General features: G+C 48.3%; 21 protein-coding genes. 9 read left to right on the forward strand and 12 right to left on the reverse strand.

Features of this window, described 5'->3' with window-relative positions; all coding sequences use genetic code 11:
* Positions 1-60: 60 nt before the first annotated feature.
* The 6 genes from KNP95_RS10195 to KNP95_RS10220 all read right to left on the reverse strand — a co-directional run bounded on the left by KNP95_RS10195 (position 61) and on the right by KNP95_RS10220 (position 5,389).
* The gene (locus KNP95_RS10195; protein ID WP_021066819.1) at positions 61-639 is read right to left on the reverse strand and encodes a fatty acid metabolism transcriptional regulator FadR; all 579 of its coding nucleotides are present in this window, start codon (positions 637-639) and stop codon (positions 61-63) included.
* Between the two features lie 80 nt (positions 640-719).
* Positions 720-2,393: an AMP-binding protein gene (locus tag KNP95_RS10200; protein WP_214836943.1), complete on the reverse strand. Its 1,674-nt coding sequence runs from the start codon at positions 2,391-2,393 to the stop codon at positions 720-722.
* A gap of 137 nt (positions 2,394-2,530) precedes the next feature.
* A complete protein-coding gene (locus tag KNP95_RS10205) occupies positions 2,531-2,998 on the reverse strand; it encodes a DUF4825 domain-containing protein (protein ID WP_058763177.1) in 468 nt (155 codons plus the stop codon).
* A gap of 13 nt (positions 2,999-3,011) precedes the next feature.
* Entirely contained in the window at positions 3,012-4,142 is a 1,131-nt protein-coding gene (locus KNP95_RS10210) for an ABC transporter permease subunit (RefSeq protein ID WP_214836946.1), read from the reverse strand.
* Positions 4,132-5,013, reverse strand: coding sequence for an ABC transporter ATP-binding protein (locus KNP95_RS10215; RefSeq protein ID WP_214836949.1), 882 nt, complete (start codon positions 5,011-5,013; stop codon positions 4,132-4,134). Before KNP95_RS10215 ends, KNP95_RS10210 begins: the two co-directional genes overlap by 11 nt.
* Entirely contained in the window at positions 4,988-5,389 is a 402-nt protein-coding gene (locus KNP95_RS10220) for a GntR family transcriptional regulator (RefSeq protein WP_021066814.1), read from the reverse strand. The genes KNP95_RS10215 and KNP95_RS10220 overlap by 26 nt, the downstream gene beginning before the upstream one ends.
* Positions 5,390-5,568: 179 nt before the next feature.
* Between KNP95_RS10220 and KNP95_RS10225 the strand changes: the two genes are divergently transcribed.
* From KNP95_RS10225 to KNP95_RS10250, 6 genes are all read left to right on the forward strand, one after another.
* Complete coding sequence (locus KNP95_RS10225; protein ID WP_214836952.1) at positions 5,569-6,321, forward strand: hypothetical protein; 753 nt, start codon at positions 5,569-5,571, stop codon at positions 6,319-6,321.
* A 121-nt stretch (positions 6,322-6,442) separates the two neighbouring features.
* Positions 6,443-6,853, forward strand: a complete 411-nt coding sequence (locus KNP95_RS10230; RefSeq protein WP_214836955.1) for a MarR family winged helix-turn-helix transcriptional regulator — start codon at positions 6,443-6,445, stop codon at positions 6,851-6,853.
* Positions 6,854-6,876: 23 nt separating this feature from the next.
* Entirely contained in the window at positions 6,877-7,515 is a 639-nt protein-coding gene (locus KNP95_RS10235) for a nitroreductase family protein (protein ID WP_058763170.1), read from the forward strand.
* A 15-nt stretch (positions 7,516-7,530) separates the two neighbouring features.
* Positions 7,531-7,824 (forward strand): putative quinol monooxygenase, encoded by a 294-nt coding sequence (locus tag KNP95_RS10240; RefSeq protein ID WP_214836958.1) that lies wholly within the window; start codon positions 7,531-7,533, stop codon positions 7,822-7,824.
* A 1-nt stretch (position 7,825) separates the two neighbouring features.
* Positions 7,826-8,182 (forward strand): DUF1304 domain-containing protein, encoded by a 357-nt coding sequence (locus tag KNP95_RS10245; RefSeq protein WP_214836960.1) that lies wholly within the window; start codon positions 7,826-7,828, stop codon positions 8,180-8,182.
* Positions 8,183-8,259: 77 nt separating this feature from the next.
* Positions 8,260-8,514, forward strand: coding sequence for a CPCC family cysteine-rich protein (locus KNP95_RS10250; protein WP_214836963.1), 255 nt, complete (start codon positions 8,260-8,262; stop codon positions 8,512-8,514).
* A gap of 64 nt (positions 8,515-8,578) precedes the next feature.
* On the opposite strand, the gene KNP95_RS10255 is transcribed toward KNP95_RS10250, so the two are convergent.
* The 5 genes from KNP95_RS10255 to KNP95_RS10275 form a co-directional block, all read right to left on the reverse strand.
* Positions 8,579-10,117, reverse strand: a complete 1,539-nt coding sequence (locus tag KNP95_RS10255; RefSeq protein ID WP_214836966.1) for a hypothetical protein — start codon at positions 10,115-10,117, stop codon at positions 8,579-8,581.
* 127 nt (positions 10,118-10,244) lie between these two features.
* Positions 10,245-10,502, reverse strand: coding sequence for a hypothetical protein (locus KNP95_RS10260; protein WP_214836968.1), 258 nt, complete (start codon positions 10,500-10,502; stop codon positions 10,245-10,247).
* 8 nt (positions 10,503-10,510) lie between these two features.
* The gene (locus KNP95_RS10265; RefSeq protein ID WP_214836970.1) at positions 10,511-10,954 is read right to left on the reverse strand and encodes a hypothetical protein; all 444 of its coding nucleotides are present in this window, start codon (positions 10,952-10,954) and stop codon (positions 10,511-10,513) included.
* 13 nt (positions 10,955-10,967) lie between these two features.
* Positions 10,968-13,325: a DEAD/DEAH box helicase family protein gene (locus tag KNP95_RS10270; RefSeq protein WP_214836972.1), complete on the reverse strand. Its 2,358-nt coding sequence runs from the start codon at positions 13,323-13,325 to the stop codon at positions 10,968-10,970.
* The gene (locus KNP95_RS10275) at positions 13,318-13,644 is read right to left on the reverse strand and encodes a nucleoside triphosphate pyrophosphohydrolase (RefSeq protein ID WP_214836974.1); all 327 of its coding nucleotides are present in this window, start codon (positions 13,642-13,644) and stop codon (positions 13,318-13,320) included. The genes KNP95_RS10270 and KNP95_RS10275 overlap by 8 nt, the downstream gene beginning before the upstream one ends.
* Positions 13,645-13,774: 130 nt before the next feature.
* Between KNP95_RS10275 and KNP95_RS10280 the strand changes: the two genes are divergently transcribed.
* Positions 13,775-15,577 carry an AIPR family protein gene (locus tag KNP95_RS10280; protein ID WP_214836975.1) on the forward strand — a complete coding sequence of 601 codons (1,803 nt, stop codon included), beginning with the start codon at positions 13,775-13,777 and terminating at the stop codon, positions 15,575-15,577.
* A gap of 131 nt (positions 15,578-15,708) precedes the next feature.
* On the opposite strand, the gene KNP95_RS10285 is transcribed toward KNP95_RS10280, so the two are convergent.
* The gene (locus tag KNP95_RS10285; protein WP_021066795.1) at positions 15,709-15,912 is read right to left on the reverse strand and encodes a hypothetical protein; all 204 of its coding nucleotides are present in this window, start codon (positions 15,910-15,912) and stop codon (positions 15,709-15,711) included.
* Between the two features lie 205 nt (positions 15,913-16,117).
* On the opposite strand from KNP95_RS10285, the gene KNP95_RS10290 reads away from it, so the two are divergent.
* Positions 16,118-16,810, forward strand: a complete 693-nt coding sequence (locus KNP95_RS10290; RefSeq protein ID WP_214836977.1) for an ABC transporter ATP-binding protein — start codon at positions 16,118-16,120, stop codon at positions 16,808-16,810.
* Positions 16,803-20,027, forward strand: coding sequence for an ABC transporter permease (locus tag KNP95_RS10295; RefSeq protein ID WP_214836980.1), 3,225 nt, complete (start codon positions 16,803-16,805; stop codon positions 20,025-20,027). Before KNP95_RS10290 ends, KNP95_RS10295 begins: the two co-directional genes overlap by 8 nt.
* Positions 20,028-20,050: the final 23 nt, after the last annotated feature.

A 20,050-nucleotide genomic window follows, 5' to 3' on the forward strand; every position in this document is an offset into this window, starting at 1 on the left:
TGTTCGCACCATCATTCATGAATCAGCGTTCATTTTTTGAGCTAGCGAGAGGGCTTACGGTTAAGCAAGCCCTTTTTTTAACATATGGTGTACTTTCGGTAGTGTCGACATCAAGTCATACTTGAAGCCGCTCGCCATCCAACTCGTGACCACTTCATCGATCGTGCCGAAAATCATCTGCCGAGCGAGTCGATAGTCGAGATCGCGATCGAATTCGCCGGTGTCGATCCCGTGTTGTACGACCGCATCGATTAAGTTCAAGTACGGTTTGAGCACTTCGCTAATCTTTTGACGGAGCGCCAAGTTCGACTGCCGGAGCTCGATTTGCGTCACGACGGCGAGGTCGTAATCGGCCGATAGTTGCTTCAAGTGCGACTCGATCAACTGATACAGTTTGTCGCCGGCCGTCGTCTCCCGCTCGATTTGTTGTTTCGAGTAGTCGATGAACAGGCCCATCTTCGTCTGGAACAATTCAATCAACAGATGTTCCTTGTTTTTGAAGTACAGATAAATCGTTCCGTCGGCGACGCCCGCCTCTTTGGCGATGGCCGTCACCTTTGCACCGTGATAGCCATGATCCGCAATCACTTTCACTGCCGCATCGATAATGCGGTCACTTTTTGATCCATTCTTTGTCATAAACACCCAAGCTCCTTACCGCTGCTTAAAAATGAATGATGGTTCATTCATTTATTATTCTATCATGTGACACGCTTGTGTCAACTGCTTTGTTTCACTTGTTTCGCCTTCTCTTCGTCGACGAGGACACGACGTAAAATCTTACCGACGAACGTCTTCGGCAACTCTTCCCGGAACTCATACAGCTTCGGTACTTTATACGCTGCGAGCTTCTCGCGACAGTGCTTGTCGAGCTCTTCTTCCGTCACGCTGGCGCCGTCACGCGTCACGATGAACGCCTTGACCGTCTCACCGCGATACGGGTCCGGTACGCCGATACAGACAGCTTCCTTGACGGCCGGATGTTCGTATAGCACTTCTTCAATCTCACGCGGATAGACGTTGAAGCCTCCGGCGATAATCATGTCTTTCTTCCGGTCGACAATATAGAAGAATCCATCTTCGCCCATATAGCCGAGGTCACCGGTCGCGAGCCATCCGTCCTTCAAGACGGCTGCCGTCTCTTCTGGCTTCTGCCAGTACCCTTTCATGACTTGCGGACCGTGCAGCATGATCTCCCCGATTTCACCGATATCGGCCAGTGTCTCTCCGTCTGCCATTACAATTTTAGCAGAAGTGTCCGACAACGGCACCCCGATTGAGCCGACAATCCGTTTATCCCATAAGAAGTTCGCATGTGTGACCGGTGACGTCTCCGACAAGCCGTAGCCTTCGACGATGCGTCCGCCCGTGATGCTCTCGAACTGCTCCTGTACTTCGACCGGCAGCGGGGCCGAGCCCGAGATACACGCCTCGATTGACGACAAGTCGTATTTCTTCAGTTTCGGGTCGTTCAAGATGCCGACGTACATCGTCGGGGCGCCCGGGAAGAAGTGTGGTTTCTTCTTATTGATCGTCTTCAAGACGTCGGTGACGTCGAAGCGTGGCACGAGGACGAGCTCATATCCGTTCGCCATCCCGAAGTTCAGGCAGCACGACATGCCGTAAATATGGAAGAACGGCACGACACATAAGACGCGTTTCTCGTCGCCGCGATTATATCTATAGAAGAAGTTCGAAATCTGGTCGACGTTCGCCGTCAAGTTAAAGTGGGTCAACATGACGCCTTTTGGCAGACCTGTCGTCCCGCCCGTATACTGCAGCACCGCGACGTCTTCTTTCGGATCGACCGCGACCGGCGTGATTGGATCGAACTGTTTATAGTCCTTGAACGCGACCGAACCTGTCGTATCGATGACGATATTGTTCTCGCGCTTCACTTTGATCGGATACAGCTTATTTTTCGGGAACGGTAGATAGTCGGCGATGCTCGTCGTGATAATCGTTTTGACGTCCGTCTTCTGCTTCACACGAAGTGATTTTGGATACAGGAGGTCGAGCGTGACGATGATGCTCGCACCGGAGTCCGTAATCAAGTTCTCGAGCTCATGCTCCGTGTAGAGCGGATTCGTCTGGACGACCGTACCGCCGGCGTACAGGACCGCATAGAACGAAATGACGAATTGTGGACAGTTCGGGAGCATCAGACTGACACGGTCCCCTTTTTGCAGCCCTTTCGATTGAAGCATCGTCGCCAACCGTTTTGCCGCATCGTCGACTTCGGCGAACGTCAACTCTTTGCCAATGAATGAGATGGCGGTCTTGTTCGGGAAATCGGTCGCGGCTCGGGATAGCGCATCATAGAGCGGCTTCACCTCATAGTCAATCGTTTTCGGCATGTCAGCTGGATAATCTTGCAACCACGGTTTGTTCATCGCATTTCCTCCTTGGAATGAATAGTCATTCAGTTAACTCTATTATAATGCCAAGAAAACGCTTTCATCTACCCTTTACCCGATAATTTTCAGAAAATATCGAAAAAACGTGTGCGGATGAAAGTTTCCGCACACGTTCAGATTCTCTTGAAATAGGCTTCCGTCTGTTCTTCGTTGCTGATTTTCTCGTCCAAGCGGTCCTTCAACTCTTTTTCCCACTTGATCGTCGAGAAGTCGATGTCGAGCCACGCCTCCATCTCCGGGCGTGAGAATGCGTACGTCCGGTTCGGGAAAGCGAAGCGGACGATTTCCGCGTTTTGGACGAGCGTGAAATACGTCGCCGCGTTGCGGATCGCCAACCGCTCTTGCTCAATGCGCTCGATTTCCGGGTCGCTGTAGCGCACCGTCAAGCCGTACGGCCGTTTCGACGTCTGTAGCTCGATCGACTTGTAGCAGTCATGCATCGGCAACGTCTGGGCGATGCCCGAGACGGCGCTGTTGTCCCCGACGTATGAATCTTTGTATTGGAAGGCGTTCGGTCGATGGGTATCCCCGCATCCCGCGAGCATGACGAGCAAGACGACGAGCAGACTGAGCCGTTTCATGAAAATCCTCCTTTTAAGATTTTAGTTTCAAGTTAAAGCGGTAAAGCAACCGTTTGGCGAGCAAGTGGGCGATGAAGCCTCCGAGCACGAAACCGATGATATATAAGACGATATTTGGCGAGAACGTTACGGCTGACAGCAGGATGCCGCCGAGCATACCGAAAGTGAGCACCATGACGAGATGGACGAGCCAGAGCCAGTCCGAGAACATGAAGAAGCGGCCGTTGTTCTCTTGCGGGGCCCGGTTGAACGCCCATAATCCGAGGCCGAACGAGATGACGATTGACGCGAGTACACTGAGTGGTGCCACCGTGACAAAGTCTTCCCATAACCCGTTCGATCGGAAGATGTCATACGTGTCGATGTTGAAAACATTCGCCAGCGGTGAGATGACGCGCAACGGGATACTTTCCATCCACATTTGGGTCAAACTGTACGACACATCAATGAAGCGCTCGAACGTGTACAGCGACCCTTCAATCAAAGTAACAATCCCGATCGGGAACAGAAGGGCAACGAATGACCAGAGCGCCTGGGAAATCGACTCGCCCCCAAATGAACCCATCCAAAGCGAGATCGAGAAGACCGAGATGCCGGTCAACATCATAAATAGAATCATGATGGAGACCTCTAAATCTTTTGGCTGAATCAAAAAGCTAAAGTTCGACAAGTGGATGATTGCCATCAAAAGCGGACCACCGAGCAACGTCGCGACGACGAAGCCACTGGCCCCAATCAGCCATTTCGATATGTACAATTGGGTCCGTGTGAACGGTAGTGACATCGAGAAGTCGGACATTTGGCTGTTCCGTTCTCCGCCAATTAATACCGACGCCATGAGCAGTCCAAAGACGACGTAAAGGAAAATGACCATCCCCATCGGAATGAGTGACATCAAACCGTTGTAAAGCATCCCAACGCTTTCGCCCGATTCAAAGAACCATCTGTCCGGCAGGTTTGAGGCGTCCAATGGAACCCCCTCAAAAGACGAAGGATTGGCCCGGATATTCTCGATTTCTCGATTAAAGTCTTCCAGTTGTGTCCACGCCGGTACCGTGAACACGATGACGCTCAACACGACGAGCAACATCCATAAAATCGAGACTTGTTTCCAATCTTTCTTTAATAGGACTTTAAAAGACACTTGCCTCACCTCCTAATTGGACCCGGAAGATGTCTTCGAGCGACATCGGGATTTCTTCGACGAGCATCGGGTCGTGCGCATCGACGAACGTATCGAGCTCTTTCGTCCGTTCTTTCGCCATGAACAAGGCGACGCGTCCGGTCACATTGATGATTTCGATGTCCTTGCGCTCGAGCAGTTCGACCGGTACTTGGTCGTTGAAGACGACTTGCAGTTTGACGCTCGTCTCGCGCGCCTCCTCGAGCGACATGATCGCCTTGACGCGCCCTTTCTCGATCATGATGATGCGGTCGGCGATTCGTTCGAGCTCATGTAACTGGTGACTCGAGACGATAATCGAGCAGTTGCGTGCCTCGACTTGGGCGATCATCAGCTTCAAGACGTCCGACTTGGCGACGACGTCGAGTCCGTCCGTCGGTTCATCGAGTAGATAATATTTCGCTTGGACGGCGAACGCGAGCGAGAGCGTCACCATCGCCTTTTGACCTTTCGAGAGCTGGCGAATCTTCTTGTTGTCGATGTTATAGCGAGTGAGTGTCTCTCTGAAAACGGAACGGTTGAACGACGGATAAATCGATTCGTAGAGCGCTGCCGCCTCGTTAATCGTATAATGTTTGAGGGCGTCGGCCGAATCCGGGACGAAGATGACGTCACGCTTTAATTCTGCTTTTTCAAAGATGCTTGACGGTCCGTAGCGGACATCACCTTTATCCGGTCGAATGATGCCGACCATCGTTCGGAGCAACGTCGTTTTTCCGGCTCCGTTCCGGCCGACGAGCGCGATGATTTCACCCGAGTTGACCGTGAAGTCGATATCTTCTAACACTGGCTGGCGATCGATCGTCTTACTCAGTTGCTGTACTGTCAGCATGGTTCTCCCCTACTTTCTTATACTCTGTCTCAAATAGCGTCAGCGCTTCGGTGAGCTCAATATTGGCATAATGGCAATCGATGGCGAGTTTCTTGATTGCTTCAAGGATCGGCGCGCGCGGCGAGTCTTGGTCAATCCAGTCCTCGGACACGAACGTCCCGCGTCCGCGATGCATCTCGAGCAAGCCGAGCCGTTCGAGTTCCTGATACGCCTTGCTGACCGTGTTCGGATTGATGACGAGATCGGTCGCGAGTTCACGCACCGACATGACTTTATCCCCTGGACGTAAAATGCCACGGATGACGAGCGCTTTCGTCTGGTTAACGATTTGTTCATACAGCGGTTCCGCGCTCTTCATATCAATTTTATATAACATGGGTCACACCCTTTCTTGTGTACGTAACTTAAGTGTATTATATGTATTAGTACACGTAAAGATATTAGTTCTTCAAGGGCACTTTCAGTTTACAGGTATTTGGTAATAAATTGAATACGACTTTGGACCGAGGTAGGACACTTCCATTTCAGGTACATTGGTAGAGAGGTGAATCAAAAATGAGAAAACGATGGTTAGTCGCGACCGCTGTCGCCGTGACCGCGCTTGGCACGACATGGTCGACGTATGCAAAACAAGATGAGGAAGAACGATACGCATCCTATATTGAAGATACATATGGAGAGGACGTCCAGGTCACGCTCAAGCGTGACTGGAAGATGGGCGGCTATGCGGCCGAGTTCACGCTGACTGATCCGATACTCGAAGGTGACTACTGGGCCGAGACGTATCGGTCTGATCAAACAATCCATGACAACGTGCTCGAACATGTCTGGCAACAAGAGGCCGAAGACACGTTCAAGGAGCGACTCGAGCAACTCGACTTGTTGACTGAGGCAGAGACGGTTCGCGCGAGTGTGCCGACCGGTGTGGATGAAGGGGTTGCGACGACCGTACGCCCTACCCCGACGTCCGTCTTCGACGTCGAGTCGAAAGAGTTCTTGGACGTGTCGGTCATGTTCCATGAGGACTGGGCCAATACCGATTCGCAGAAACAACGGATGCTCGACGTGATTCGTGCTTTGGAGGACGACGTCTACTCGATTCACTTCTCGTTCGACGGGACACCGTATGAGGATGACGACTTCACCGAGCGGTATTTGAACGTCGCCCGCGACTCCTTACCGGGAGAACCGGCGATGCATGAAATTCAGACGATTGAGGACTTGAATCGTCATGATCGACTGTATGGCTTTGACGAGACGACGTTCATCCATGACTACCACTTCGATGGCACCAAATATGAAGAATGATTTCCATTCGCACGAGCGGATGGTTTTTTTGTGAGCATTCTCCTTTACAGCACAGCATGAATGTTTTACATTTGACGAGTCAACAATTGACTTATCAAATGAGAGGGGTGAGACACCACAGATGGAATTACGAGATATCAGCCGACTGCTGTACCAAATCAAACTGGCGGACCAACGCGTCGCGACCTCGTTCGAGAAAGAGACGGGCTTCAGCCTGACTCGCTACGAGATGCTCATGATTGTGCATGACAAGGGCGTCTGTTCGCAAAGCGAGATTCAGCAGGCGATGAAAATCGACAATGCGGCCATCACCCGCCATTTGAAGATTCTTGAAGAAAAAGGCTACGTCCGACGGGAACGGAACACCGCGAACCATCGTGAAGTGTTCGTTCATTTGACCGACGAAGCCAAGCATGACTTGACGAGTTGTGAACAAAACCATGACCGCGGTAAACACTTGATTACGAAAGTGCTGTCCGAGTCAGAGATCAATCAGCTGTCGAGTCTGCTGCAAAAGCTTAACCAACTATAACAAGAGAGAAAGAGGTAATATCCATGGCAACTACATTCGAAAACAACACATTCACTGACGTGATGCTCGGTCGTAAATCGATCCGCGTCTACGACGAGAACGTTAAAATCTCACAACTTGAAATGCTTCAAATGATTGAGGAAGCGACAACGGCTCCTTCTTCAGTCAACATGCAACCGTGGCGCTTCGTGGTCGTCGAAAGCCCAGAGGCGAAAGAGACGCTCAAGCCGCTCATCCGCTTCAACGTCCGTCAAAACGACACGTCGGCTGCGATGGTCCTCATCTTCGGCGATATGGAATGCTACGAGCTCGGTGAAGAGATTTATGACCAAGCTGTCGCCGAAGGCAAGATGCCACAAGAAGTACGCGATCAACAGCTCGGCGCGATCCTTCCGTACTACAAAAATTTGTCGACACAAGAGATGAACGACATCGTCAAAATCGACTCGAGTCTCGCTGCGATGCAATTCATGCTCGTCGCCCGTGCTCACGGTTACGACACGAACCCAATCGGCGGTTTCGAGAAAGACCAACTCGCGGAAGCATTCGGTTTAGATAAAGACCGTTACGTGCCGGTCATGATTCTCTCGGTCGGTAAAGCTGCAGAAGAAGGCTACCAATCGGTCCGCCTCGACGCTGAAAAAATCACATCATTCAAATAATCGGAGGACACCCACATGATCTTAATCAATGCTATTTTCGACGTGAAAGAAACAGAGTTTGACAACTTCTTGGCAGACATCAACAAGCTCATCGACTCGTCGAAACAAGAAGCCGGTTGCTTGAGCTATGAGCTGTTCCAATCGACGACTTCAGAGAACCGCTTCGTCATGATCGAGAACTGGGCCGACCAAGCTGCCGTCGAGCAACATAACCAAAACCCGGACCTCATCGCATTCGCCCAAAACGTAGGCAACTACGTGTCGGCGAAGCCGGTGCTCCATGTGACGGAAATCGCGACGGCCAACTAACATGTCTGGGCTCACCCTCGTCCTCGGAACGCTCGTCGCACTCGAGTTCTTCTACATCCTGTATTTAGAGACGTTCGCCACTCGTTCAAAAACGACGGCCCGTGTCTTCAACATGACGGAACAAGAGCTCGCGCGTGATTCCGTGTCGGTGCTGTTCAAGAATCAAGGTGTCTATAACGGATTGATCGGCGTCGGCTTGCTATACGGGTTGTTCGTCAGCCAGTCAATCGAGATTGTCACGATGCTCCTCATCTATATCGTGCTCGTCGCGTTGTACGGCAGTATCACGAGCAATAAAAAAATCATTCTCACGCAAGGCGGATTGGCGATTTTGACGCTATTGTCCATGTTGTGGTGAGCTGAAAGCGGTCGACTTCGTGTCGGCCGTTTTTTTGTACGCGGCGTGCGCTATACTGAAAAGTGAGGTGATATTCGATGACATACACATGTCCTTGTTGCGGCTATCAAACACTTAACGAAGACCCACCCGGCACGTATGACATTTGCGACATCTGTTTTTGGGAAGACGACGGCGTTCAGTTCAGCGATCCAGATTATGAGGGTGGTGCCAATAGGGTGTCGCTCAGGCAAGCGCAACAGAACTACATTCATTTTGGCGCATGCGATCGAGGTTCGCTCAAATTTGTCCGGACTCCGAACGAGCACGAGATCAAAGACCCGAAGTGGTGACCGTTAACAAAAAAATAGGCATACAAAAACCGCTTCTACGCATTGGTAGAAGCAGCTGTTTTGTTTATACACCGAGAATCGCGAACGAGACTCCGACGACACCGATGAGCGCCATCGCGTAAACCGGTACGCGTGGCATTTCACCGTTATTATCGAGCGCCTTCCCGAACATGTAGAACACGATTGGGTGGACGAGGAACGGCATTGAGAAGATAAGCGGTATGAGAAGCGATGCTTCTGTCCCGAACATGCCGCCTTGGACGGCTGCGAAGAGACCAAAGTGCGAGATGGCTGACGATTGAGCCATCGTCGTGTAGTCGAACGCGATCGTGCTGAAGCTGAGGATGACGAGTCCACCGAAGACCGCCATCATCTGCCAACCGAACGAGAACTGCATGAGCGCTTTCACTTCTTTGAAGTCTTCTCCGTTGGCACCGCGCAAGTTTTTGAGCGAGAGTGCCGTTAACGTGAGACCGACCAAGACGATGATTGCCGTCGGCCAAATCCAGAGCGCCCCGTTATCGGCACTGACTGCCAAAATCGAGAACACGAAGATGTGACCGAAAAACGGGATGTTGATCATGATTGGGGCACGTTTGGCTGCCACTTGACCGAAGTCACCGGCCGTACATGCGCCTGTGAGACCACTGTGCGAGAGCGAGCCGGCCATACCTGGTGCGAGGTTGCGGATGTGTCCTGTGCGGGCGAACCACATGAGGAGCGCAATCCCACCGAACATCCAGAACAATTGACCGAAGAAACCGTACACGAGAATCGAGTTCATGCCTTCGATGGCGAACGCATCACCGATCCGTGAACCACCGACCATGAAGTTGGCTGCCAAGACGACCGGGATCCCGGCGAACAGAAGCGCGCGGACGGTCGGTCCATACGTCCAGTTGTGGAAGATGGCACCGAGTGCTGACGAGAGCAACATCGCGAAGAAGATCTGCGGAAGCGCGATAATCGGTTGAACCGCCACGGCGATGCCGTACGACACGAACAAGATGACGAGCATCAAGACTGTCTCGATGACGCCTTTACGCATGTATACCTTCTTATCGTCGATTTGCGCCTTGTGGTCGATCAAGAGGAACGATGCCGCGAGACCGATCAACGCGAGAATCGGATAGTAGAGCATGATGCCCTCTGCCGCGCCCGGTTGAATCATCATGCGGAAGAACCCTTCGAGACCGACGAGCAAGAAGAATGAACGGAGGATGAAGATGAACTGTGTCCGCCCTGTCCCGAGGAACATCTCTTCTTTTGATGGAACAACGATGTCTTTCATGTCTAGCTCTTGCTTGCTTAAAATCTTGCGAAGTTCTTGTCCACCGACGAAGAACGACACGACGAGCGCGATGATCGTCGTCCGTGACATGTAGTCGACGAGCGGGAACTCAGGGAGACCCGGTGTCGCGATGCCCATCTCGACCATGGCGAAGCCAAGTCCGAGACCGAAGATGACGATAACGAGGATTGGTGAGAACCGTGAACCAGCCACGACCATCCGCGATAAAATGACCATCGGGATGACGAAGGCCATGAGCAACCAGAATTGGTTGAGTAATTGTACTTGCGATAATTGCTGAACGATTTCCATGGATAAACCCCTTATACATTTTTTTCACACTGTTTCGAAGTTTACAGGATTGAACATTCTGTGACAAGGGGGTGTGACGGATTGTAAACATTGAAAGCGGAACCAACTGAAATGGTTCCGCTTTCGGTTACTTATTCGGTTGGCGAAGGCCCCAAACACCTTTATTTCCCGTGGAATAAAACAAGTCGTCTTTGCCATTGAAGCTGGCCGAATCGCTCGAATGGGCACGAATCTGTTTATTGACGTGAGCCTTCCAATCTTTATACCGATCGAGCTCGAGTTGATAGTACGACCGCTCGATATATTCGTTGATTTCTTTCAATGACGCCGTCCCACCGTGATGCTGGAGGGCGAATTGGATTTTGCGAAGTAGTGCGCGTTTCAAATTATCCCTCACCTTTCACTAAATACTTCTAAGTACTCTTCAAACTTTTGTTCCACTGCTTTAAAGATTCTATCATGAGCAACTTCACCTTCAATACGGTATTCTTCCCTCACATAAAACATATCATCAATTAATTCAAAGGGTGGAGAAATATTGCTTAATCTAGTTGAAGTGGTCGATAGATACTTTAATGGCAGTGTTCTTAAATGCCGTTCCATTTTTGCTTGTGAAAAGTTCGTTGTAAAGTCAGCACTTATATTTTTAAGAGTATAAGAACGGAGTTGCTCGTTAACCAAATCATAATAAGGTCTCGCGAGTTCAGTTATTGAAATTGGAGCACACCAGTCTTCTGAACCCCGCTCTAACATTATCTTCAGTACGTTCATTTTATATGGTCCTTGCCTATCGAATTCATCTATATACTGAATTAACCGCTTAAGCCGATCTTCCATAATTACGCCACCCTCATTCTGAAGCCTTACGACTGAAGTAGTGATGTAGCCGCACTTCAACGATTTGACTGACCCACTCGTAAACCAAAGGATGAACAAACGCTTCATTCTGCTCGATATGTAATGCTTCCTCTGACACATAGAACGGTCCTTTAGCTATTTTATCAAACGGCATCCGTAAGAGTAACCTTTCAATCTTTCGTTGATGGAACGGTGATTGGAAGTCTTTCGTCTGTCCGTCAATTTGTTGACGATATGGGAATGCATTGATGAACTCATAGAATGGACGAGCCGCCTCGCTCGCTGAGAGTGGTTGAAGCCATCCCGCGACCCCACGACTTAACATGATGGATAACACAATCATCTTATAGCTCTTCGTCATGTCTGTGTATTCTACTTCAAGCAACAGCGACTTCACCTCTTCAAACAGGTGACTTTCTTCGTCATCCAGCTCCCCCACCCGATTGAGGAACCCGCAAAACCCTCCGTCTTTCTTCCATTCAGAACGATAGGCATCTATCGAGTATTCACCTCGCTGGATTAACTCTAGGTAACTCGGACGTCTTCCGAGTTCTTCTTTCACCATGAAGTAGTTACGCTCCAACTGTTGTCGCCGTGTCGAAGAACGGGTTACCATTCGCTTCAATAAATCGATGGCGTGCAAATCGAATTCGATGGTACATTCGCCTGGCAAATCCACATCTGTTGGAAGTGCTTTGAAAATCGGCTGTCGTTTCGTCGTCAACAGCGCCAACTTCTTATCGATGTTCTTATAGTTCCCAATCAAATCGATGATGGTGCAGTGCGTCTTCCCGCTCAATAGACGTAATCCACGGCCGATCTGTTGCGTGAAGACCGTCAACGATTCAGTCGGGCGGCAGAACAATAGCGTATCGATTTCCGGAATATCGACACCTTCATTAAATAGATTGACCGCGAATATGATATCGAGATGTCCCTGCTTCAATTGACGCATCACATCAGCACGATCATATTCGGTCTGGCTATGTAACGCGATAGCCTGCACACCTTGCAGGCGGAAATAGTCGGCCAAGTACTCAGCCTGTGTAACTGACGAACAGAACCCAAGCGCTCGAGTCTGGTGATGCATCCGCCAGGCATCAAAGATTTTTTGAGCGACACTTTCCTTCAACTGCTCCGCCAACAGTTCGTCCTGATCATAGCGACGACCATTGATCAATCGAATCTGTGAATAATCGATTTCATCATAAATCCCTACGTAATGGAATGGCGTCAAATACGACTCTTCAATCGCTTCTGTGAAGTGCATCTGATATGCGACATTGTCATCGCATAATGCGTAGACGTCTCCCCCATCTAGTCGGTCCGGCGTCGCCGTCAATCCGAGCAAAAACTTCGGTTCGAAGTAGTCCAGGACACGTCGATAAGATGGTGCCGCCGAATGATGGAACTCGTCGACGACAATCAAATCGAACTGATCTGGTGTGAACTGCTGCATTCGATGTTTCGATGCCAACGTTTGTATCGAAGCAAATAAGACATCTGCCGATTCCTCATCTCTCGAATCACCGCCAAGCAATAATCCCGTCTTCCATTCGCTCGAGACTTTCCTATACGATGCTTCAGCTTGAAACAGAATCTCTTTCTGATGGGCAATAAAAAGCACTCGTTTGAACTGGCTGGCGAAGAAGGCGCTCAAGTACGTCTTGCCTAGTCCGGTAGCAAGCACGAGCATCGCTTTGCGTCTGCCTTCGTCCATTGTCTCGCGTAAAGCTTTTAAAGCAGCGTCTTGCACAGTGTTCGGCGTGATTGTATCGTCCTCGATATAGACCGGAGTTGATTCTGCCACTTGCTCGGCTTCCTTCATTCGATCTTGTCGGGCCGTATACTCTTCCCGATAAGGCTGTAATGAGATGGTGTTCATGATTTGGGCGTAATCACTATAGAACAGCTCATGAAACGCGTCGACGGACTGTTCGAACACGTCTTCCGAGATGCTCGCCGGTATCTCGACGTTCCACTCGACACCTCGATTTAAGGCACTATGCGACAGATTGGACGAGCCGACAAAGAACGTCCCTCCATCTTGGGTACGGAATAAATACGCCTTCGGGTGGAATGACTGGCCTTTCGATCGATAGAGCCGTAGCTCCACTCCTTGAATGTTCATTAACATTTCAAGCGCTTCTGGATTCGTCAAATAGAGGTAGTCTCCAATCAGAATACGGACTTGGGCACCTCGACTGACTGCTTGCTTAAGTGAAGTGGCGAGTTCTTGAACACCAGATACTTGCGCAAACGCGACGACCATGTAAATTTCAGTCGCCGCGTCGATTTGGTGTTGTAATGGAATTCGTAGATGACTGGTGTGCAGACGTAACTCACTCATGGTCAAGGACCTCTTCCAAGAAGAGGCCTTTTTCAAAACCGCCCCGCTTCTCTCGCTTCCCCTCACGGATGCGATTCAATTCTTCGAAACTCGCGCCATGCATTTTCCCAAGTGTATAGACAAGTTCAAGAATGTCAGCAAGTTCTTCGAGTGACTCTTCATCGATGTTCGTCTCTTCGTACTCTTTGATTTCTTCATAGAGTTTCAAGCGTGCCTGTTCGAAATGTTCGGCTTGATTCAAGTGTTTGACGACAGGAATTTGTCCTGCTTCGTGAATGATTTCAGGAATCCGGTCGCGGATTAATTTATTATGAATCATACTTAGTCCTCCTATTTGAAATAATTTCATATTACTTATAACTAGATCTTTATTTTGATTTTTGAAATAATAACAATATATAACTTATTTTAAAAATTTATCTTACTAAATTCTTTTTAGGGAGGTACCTATGTCAAACATTATAAATAGAGAAATCAAAGAAATTATAGCATATGGAACATCTACAAACCCAAAAATTTCCTTGTCAGAAGATCAAGCATTTAATGTTCTATTGCTTCAATATTACTGTTTTAAAGAATCAGATATTTCAAAAGTGTGGTATGAAATTCTTTCAATGATTACAGACGGTAAAGATGATGGCGGAATTGACGCTATCTATTTTGATGAAGAAGACTCAAAAATAATTATTCTACAGAATAAATATTCAAATGCAATTCAAGTTCAAGATGTGGTAAATGAAATTAATAAGATTATCGCTACTATGAATGATTTTAAGGAAGCTCACACAGGTAGTTATAATAAAAAGACAAAGCGACTTTTGCAAGAATCGTTGGATAGGTTAACAGATGAAAATGAAGGTAACGTTGAAATTTTATTTTCTTCGTTGGCGACTATTGATATACATAAAATAAAATCAAAATTACTAGGTATTGAAGATAGAGTTGCGTATATAACAGTATTGAATAAAGGTAACATAGAAGAAATGATTGAAAAACTTCAGCTACAACATGAGGTAGTAGCCGAAGATAGTTTATATATCGATAATACGAAAAATGTGTTGAAGTATGCTAGCGATCAACATAAAGGTATTTTTGTTAATGTTAGCTCAGAATCAATAAGCCGCTTATATAATAAATATAATCAAAAAGGACTATTTAATTTAAATATTAGAAGATATATCAGAAATAAAAATGTTGACGATGGAATTAAAAACACTCTAGATAATAATCGTGATGAATTTTGGTTTTTAAACAATGGTTTGACAATTGCATGTACAGATTTTGTAGAAGATGGAAACAAAATAAGACTATATAATTTTTCCATAGTAAACGGTGGTCAAACAACAAATTTAATTGGAGAATATAAAGGCAAAAATAGAGACGAATTTTATATACCCTGTAAAATTGTTTCGAGTGTAGATGAAGTCTCTAGCCAAGATACAATGAAGTTCTTTAACACCATTGCGGAAGCTACAAATTCACAAAAGCCTATTCAACCAAAGGATTTAAAATCGAATTCCCCAGAAATGCGCTCCTTACAAACATTGTTACTAAAACATAGAGTATTTTTGGAAATTAAAAGAGGAGAAAAAACAGCCAAAGATATAAACATTAAAATCAAAAATGACGAGTTGGCACAACTAATTTTTTCTTTCGTAAATCAAAAACCAGGTACATCTAGATCAAATAAAAATTCGCTATTTAATAACAATAAATTTTACAAACAAATTTTCTTTAAGCGTTATTCTAGCGAAGTTGAGAAAACAGAATTTTTGTTAGACTTAATTGAACTCAATGACAGATACAATACATTACAAAAGAAATTTAAAGCAGAACTTAGTGATCAATTTAACCTAGAACAAGCTAATATATTTAATAATGGAAAATTTGTTCTGTTTGCGCTATTTGGATTATCTTATAGAATAATTAATGAAGATGTAGAGATAAGTTCTTTGAAATCTAATTCCTCTTTAATTGAAGATGATGACTTTATTTATGGACCTTTTATCTCTAACTACAAAGAAGACGATATTGAACAAAAATTAAAAGACTTGATTACTTTCTTTGTAAATATTCTTGATGAAGAATATACAAATCAATATGAAAACAAAAAAGTAACTAGCGTTAGTAACTTTTTTAAGACTGACAAAAAATATATCAATGACATTTTAAAAACTACAGTCAACAAATTAGGTAGAACTTATCTCTATAAAGAGTTCCTGGAATACGGTCAAATTTTTAAAAGAAAATAATAATTTATAAAAAAGTATCTTGCGATTATTCTTTCTGTTATGAGGTACTATTTATCTACTTAAAGGCCCTATAGTCATGATATCCGACTTTAGGACCTTTATTTTTCTCTCTCAAGTTAACCTATTAGCTCCTACTCCACAATCTCAAACGCCTTCACATACACGACATGGTCGAGGAAAATGATCCACTCATCCTCGAACTGAACGAACCCGTCCGTCGCATGACGGAACGACTGATAAATCGATTCGAGCGCCGCATAACGACTCTCCGCTTCCACCACTTGCGTCAACACCTCATCGTTAATCATATGGAACTCAATTTCGAACTGTTTCATTGTTTCCACTCCCTTTCACTCGATTCAACACGCTCATAACTCTTTTCCCCATTCCGTCCCATACTCCTCTCGAAACCAAGACGAAAATTTATCCGGCTATCAGCAGGAAACTTTTTCCTTTACACTATGATAAATAGTCAGAAAATTACGTGTTCTTACATATTTAATAATGACTATCTTATCCCACCAAGAGAGGAAGCTTCCAATGGACTATGCCTTTGAATGCAAACACCTGACGAAACGCTTTGACAATGGCGACGTCGCGACACTCGCTCTCGACGATGTGAACCTCCACTTCGCCCACGGCGACTTCATTTCCATCATCGGTCCATCCGGTTCGGGCAAGTCGACGCTACTCAGCTTGATTGGCACGCTCGACCGTCCGACCGACGGCACGCTCTTATTCAACGGTGAACCGATCTCGACCTTGTCCGCAAAACAGCTCGCCGACTTCCGCTTCGACAACATCGGTTTCATCTTCCAACAGTTCCACTTGATTCCGACGTTGACGGCGCTCGAGAACGTCATGGCACCGCTGTTCGGACGCAAAGTCGATTATGACGGGGAAGAACGTGCCCTTGAACTCTTAAAAGAAGTCGGCTTGAGCGACAAGGCGAACTCGCTACCGTCGCAGCTGTCCGGCGGTCAGCAACAACGCGTCGCCGTCGCCCGTGCCCTCATCCACCGTCCGAAGTGGCTGCTCGCGGATGAGCCGACCGGGAACCTCGACACGCATACAGGTGATATCATCTTCGACCTGTTGACGCGTCTGAACCGGGACAACGGCTGCGGCGTCTTGTTCGTCACGCACGACCCGGAGCTCGCCGACCGGGCGAACCGAAAAATCGAGATGCGCGACGGGCAGGTCGTCGCCTTGAGCGACGTCCATCATGCTTAAGTTCATCTGGAACTCATGGTGGCGGAATAAGGAACGCTTCATCCTGCTCATGGTCGGGATGCTCATCGTCAGTACCGGGCTCAGCTATTTGCTCGGGGTGACCCAGGCAAACAACGGTACGGTCGTCAACGAGCTGCAAAAGCGTTGGGACTCCTCGTACCATATCGTCGTCCGTCCGGAAGGCAGCCGCAGTGTGACCGAAGACTTGAACTTGCTCGAGCCGAACTATATGAGTGGACTCGAGGGCGGAATCACGCGCGAGCAATACGAGACGATTCAACAAATCGCAGATATCGATGTCGCGGCCCCGATTGCCATGATTGGGTCGACTTATTCGAGCTCGTTCACCCAAACGCATACGTTTGATAAAGCGGGTCTTTATCGACTCAAGATGAATACGCTCATCGATACGGGCATTGAAAAAATCAACGACTTCCAAGATCTGAAAGCTTATTTTTGGGTCGGCTGGATGCCAAACGGCGATTCGACCCACATCGGAATCGGTCCGACCGCCCTGTACGAAGAATTCCCACTCGATTACGGAAGCGACGTTATGCTCGCCGGGATTGACCCGGTCGCCGAAGCGAAACTCGTCGGGTTAGATGATGCCGTACAAGCGACAGAGTTCAGTCGTTACTTCAATGAAGAGGATGTCCCAGAACCTTACGATGAAGAAGTCACAACGATCCCGATTTTGATGAGTACAAAAGACTACGTCGACGCCTCGATCAACTACACCATCGAAGAAGTCGATGTCGATACAAGCGATCAAGAAGCGTTCATCAAAACGTATCTCGATAAAGGGAAAGAGGAATACCTTGATAGTTTGAAAGGGACGAAAGTTGCCTCATACGACTTTACAGCCCAACAAATGCACGACAATATCACAAAACACATTTTAGAAGGGAAACCGCAGCCACAAGATCCTCGTCTCACTATGGAATATACTTGGATTGCGGAGAAGGCATCACCACTCGTCTACGAGGGCGTGACGAGCCCGTTCCCGAAACGTTGGCCATACTCGTATCAAATCAAGCCGTTCCTCGCTGAGGGTCGCGTAGCTTATGGTCAAGAAAGTATGTATCGCAAGTCCAATTTATACGCGGAAGACATCAACGATGCACCGAAAGTGAGATATAACTACATCGGATTATTTGACCCTTCGAAACTGAAGCTATCAAAAGACCCGCTGACGGAACTACCGATGGAAACGTATTTCCCGGCCAGTGCCGAATGGGTCATGAACTCGAAGGATGAGCCGGTCAACCCACCGACGACCGTCAAGCCGACGAACAACCCGTACAGCTTTCTCACAAAGCCACCTTCGATGTTGACGACACTCGACGCCGCATTCGCCATCGCCGGCGACAAAGCCATCTCTGCGATTCGCGTCAACGTGAAAGGCGTGGACGTCTTAAACGAAGAGAGTGAGGCGAAGCTTCAAGCGGTCGCCAAAGAGATTGAAGACAAAACGGGTCTCATCACGGACGTCACGCTCGGCTCGTCTCCACAGTATGCCGTGACGTATCTGCCTGGACTCAAAGATTCGAGCGCGCTCGGCTGGATTCAACAGCCATGGATTAAACTCGGATCGTCGATTACGATTTTCCAAGAAGCGAAACTCGGCTTCTCTGGCGTCGTCGCGAGCGTCATCCTCGTCGCGATGCTGTACGTATTCAGCTCGAACATCATCATGCTGTACGCCCGGAAGAAAGAGTTTGCCATTCTGTTGTCGCTCGGTTGGAGACCGAGCCAACTGTCGAAGCTGTTGTTCCTGGAAGCGACGATTCTCGGTTCGATGGTCGCGCTCATCTCATGGATGATTCTTGGGACGTTCCTATGGACGGCAGCCGGTTCAACGTCGATTGCCCGCATCTTATTGATTGGACTCGCCGGTCTGTTGATTTACTGGCTCGGGACGCTCATCCCGATTCGACTCGTGCAGAAAATCAAACCGTATGAGACGATGCAGTCAGGTGAGGTGTCGAAAGGACGCCGTTTGCTCCGCTCTCGCTCGAGCGTCGGCATGAGTTTGAACCAGCTCGTGACGTATTGGCCGCGGACGACGTTGTCGATTCTCGCCATCGCCTTACCGACGAGTCTGTTCGGTTTCTTCCTATTCGTCACATTCCGCCTTCAAGGCGTCTTGTATACGACATGGATCGGCGAGTTCGTCGCCCTTGAAGTCGGGACAATGCATTACGTCGCCATGGGGGTCGCCTTACTCATCGCGATGCTGACGACGACAGAAATCATGTGGCAAAACGTCTCGGAGCGCAAGCCACAGCTCGCTGTCTTGAAAGCGCTCGGTTGGCAGAACACGTCCATTCGTCGCCTCGTCTTGACGGAAGGCGCGTTGACCGGTTTCTTCGCCGGACTGCTCGGCGTGACAGTGACTATCATCATCGTCACCATCATGTATCAGCAGTTCCCGACGTCCGAGTTGCCGTTCCTGTTCGCAACCATCCTCATCCCGGTCGTGACCGGTGTCCTCGGGGCACTCCTCCCAGCAGAGCGGGCTGTCCGCATCACACCGGCTGAAGCTATCGGCGGACACGTCGTTAACCAGAAGAAAGTCGAGAAACGGTTCCGTCTTGTGCTCGGGACGACTGCGACCGCTCTCGTCGTCGGCATCATCAGCTTGTTCGTCTTCACATCACCTGAAGTGAAACCGGTGACGGAAGAAGCGAAGACGACACCAGCTCCGACCGCACAGACGACCGGTGCGAAACAAGCTGATTTAAAAGCAGATAAACCGAAAGAAGCCAAAGCAACCACACCAAAAGAAGATGATCTTCAAAAAATCATGAACCTCGGTACGTTCCAAACGTTTATCGGGGATCCACAAATGAAGAAACGTGAATTCCAAGTCGGGGAACCGGTCTACGCCTCACCGGATGGGACCGAACCGGAAGCTGGAAAACGATTCGTCAGTCTCCCGCTCTCTCTCTTTCATGAGGATGATGGATATGGCGGCACTATGGACTATCGACCGAACGGGTTCCGTATGTACACGTCAGACGGGAAAAAATATAGTCCAGTCGATATGGTCAACCACAATAAAAAAGCGTTCAAGAACGGTTTTCGTTATTTCGCAGGCGAGAAATCCGAAATCGATTTAGTCTTCCTCGTTCCAGAGAAAGAGAAAACGCTCGTCTTGTATGCTTCAAGTGGCGCCATGCCGAAAGTGTATACCGTTAAAATTGAAGTGCCCTAAAGCAAAAAACGGAGCGTCGTCCC

Source organism: Exiguobacterium sp. s36 (assembly GCF_018618345.1).
Taxonomy (GTDB): Bacteria; Bacillota; Bacilli; order Exiguobacteriales; family Exiguobacteriaceae; genus Exiguobacterium; species Exiguobacterium chiriqhucha.

What these genes read in the sequence shown, in the direction of transcription:
- KNP95_RS10205 (WP_058763177.1), bottom strand. Translation starts at nt 2,998, where the DNA reads ATGAAACGGCTCAGTCTGCTCGTCGTCTTGCTCGTCATGCTCGCGGGA.
- KNP95_RS10220 (WP_021066814.1), bottom strand. Translation starts at nt 5,389, where the DNA reads ATGTTATATAAAATTGATATGAAGAGCGCGGAACCGCTGTATGAACAA.
- KNP95_RS10200 (WP_214836943.1), bottom strand. Translation starts at nt 2,393, where the DNA reads ATGAACAAACCGTGGTTGCAAGATTATCCAGCTGACATGCCGAAAACG.
- KNP95_RS10230 (WP_214836955.1), top strand. Translation starts at nt 6,443, where the DNA reads ATGGAATTACGAGATATCAGCCGACTGCTGTACCAAATCAAACTGGCG.
- KNP95_RS10245 (WP_214836960.1), top strand. Translation starts at nt 7,826, where the DNA reads ATGTCTGGGCTCACCCTCGTCCTCGGAACGCTCGTCGCACTCGAGTTC.
- KNP95_RS10285 (WP_021066795.1), bottom strand. Translation starts at nt 15,912, where the DNA reads ATGAAACAGTTCGAAATTGAGTTCCATATGATTAACGATGAGGTGTTG.
- KNP95_RS10215 (WP_214836949.1), bottom strand. Translation starts at nt 5,013, where the DNA reads ATGCTGACAGTACAGCAACTGAGTAAGACGATCGATCGCCAGCCAGTG.
- KNP95_RS10290 (WP_214836977.1), top strand. Translation starts at nt 16,118, where the DNA reads ATGGACTATGCCTTTGAATGCAAACACCTGACGAAACGCTTTGACAAT.
- KNP95_RS10255 (WP_214836966.1), bottom strand. Translation starts at nt 10,117, where the DNA reads ATGGAAATCGTTCAGCAATTATCGCAAGTACAATTACTCAACCAATTC.
- KNP95_RS10295 (WP_214836980.1), top strand. Translation starts at nt 16,803, where the DNA reads ATGCTTAAGTTCATCTGGAACTCATGGTGGCGGAATAAGGAACGCTTC.
- KNP95_RS10250 (WP_214836963.1), top strand. Translation starts at nt 8,260, where the DNA reads ATGACATACACATGTCCTTGTTGCGGCTATCAAACACTTAACGAAGAC.
- KNP95_RS10265 (WP_214836970.1), bottom strand. Translation starts at nt 10,954, where the DNA reads ATGGAAGATCGGCTTAAGCGGTTAATTCAGTATATAGATGAATTCGAT.
- KNP95_RS10225 (WP_214836952.1), top strand. Translation starts at nt 5,569, where the DNA reads ATGAGAAAACGATGGTTAGTCGCGACCGCTGTCGCCGTGACCGCGCTT.
- KNP95_RS10280 (WP_214836975.1), top strand. Translation starts at nt 13,775, where the DNA reads ATGTCAAACATTATAAATAGAGAAATCAAAGAAATTATAGCATATGGA.
- KNP95_RS10240 (WP_214836958.1), top strand. Translation starts at nt 7,531, where the DNA reads ATGATCTTAATCAATGCTATTTTCGACGTGAAAGAAACAGAGTTTGAC.
- KNP95_RS10235 (WP_058763170.1), top strand. Translation starts at nt 6,877, where the DNA reads ATGGCAACTACATTCGAAAACAACACATTCACTGACGTGATGCTCGGT.
- KNP95_RS10270 (WP_214836972.1), bottom strand. Translation starts at nt 13,325, where the DNA reads ATGAGTGAGTTACGTCTGCACACCAGTCATCTACGAATTCCATTACAA.
- KNP95_RS10195 (WP_021066819.1), bottom strand. Translation starts at nt 639, where the DNA reads ATGACAAAGAATGGATCAAAAAGTGACCGCATTATCGATGCGGCAGTG.
- KNP95_RS10275 (WP_214836974.1), bottom strand. Translation starts at nt 13,644, where the DNA reads ATGATTCATAATAAATTAATCCGCGACCGGATTCCTGAAATCATTCAC.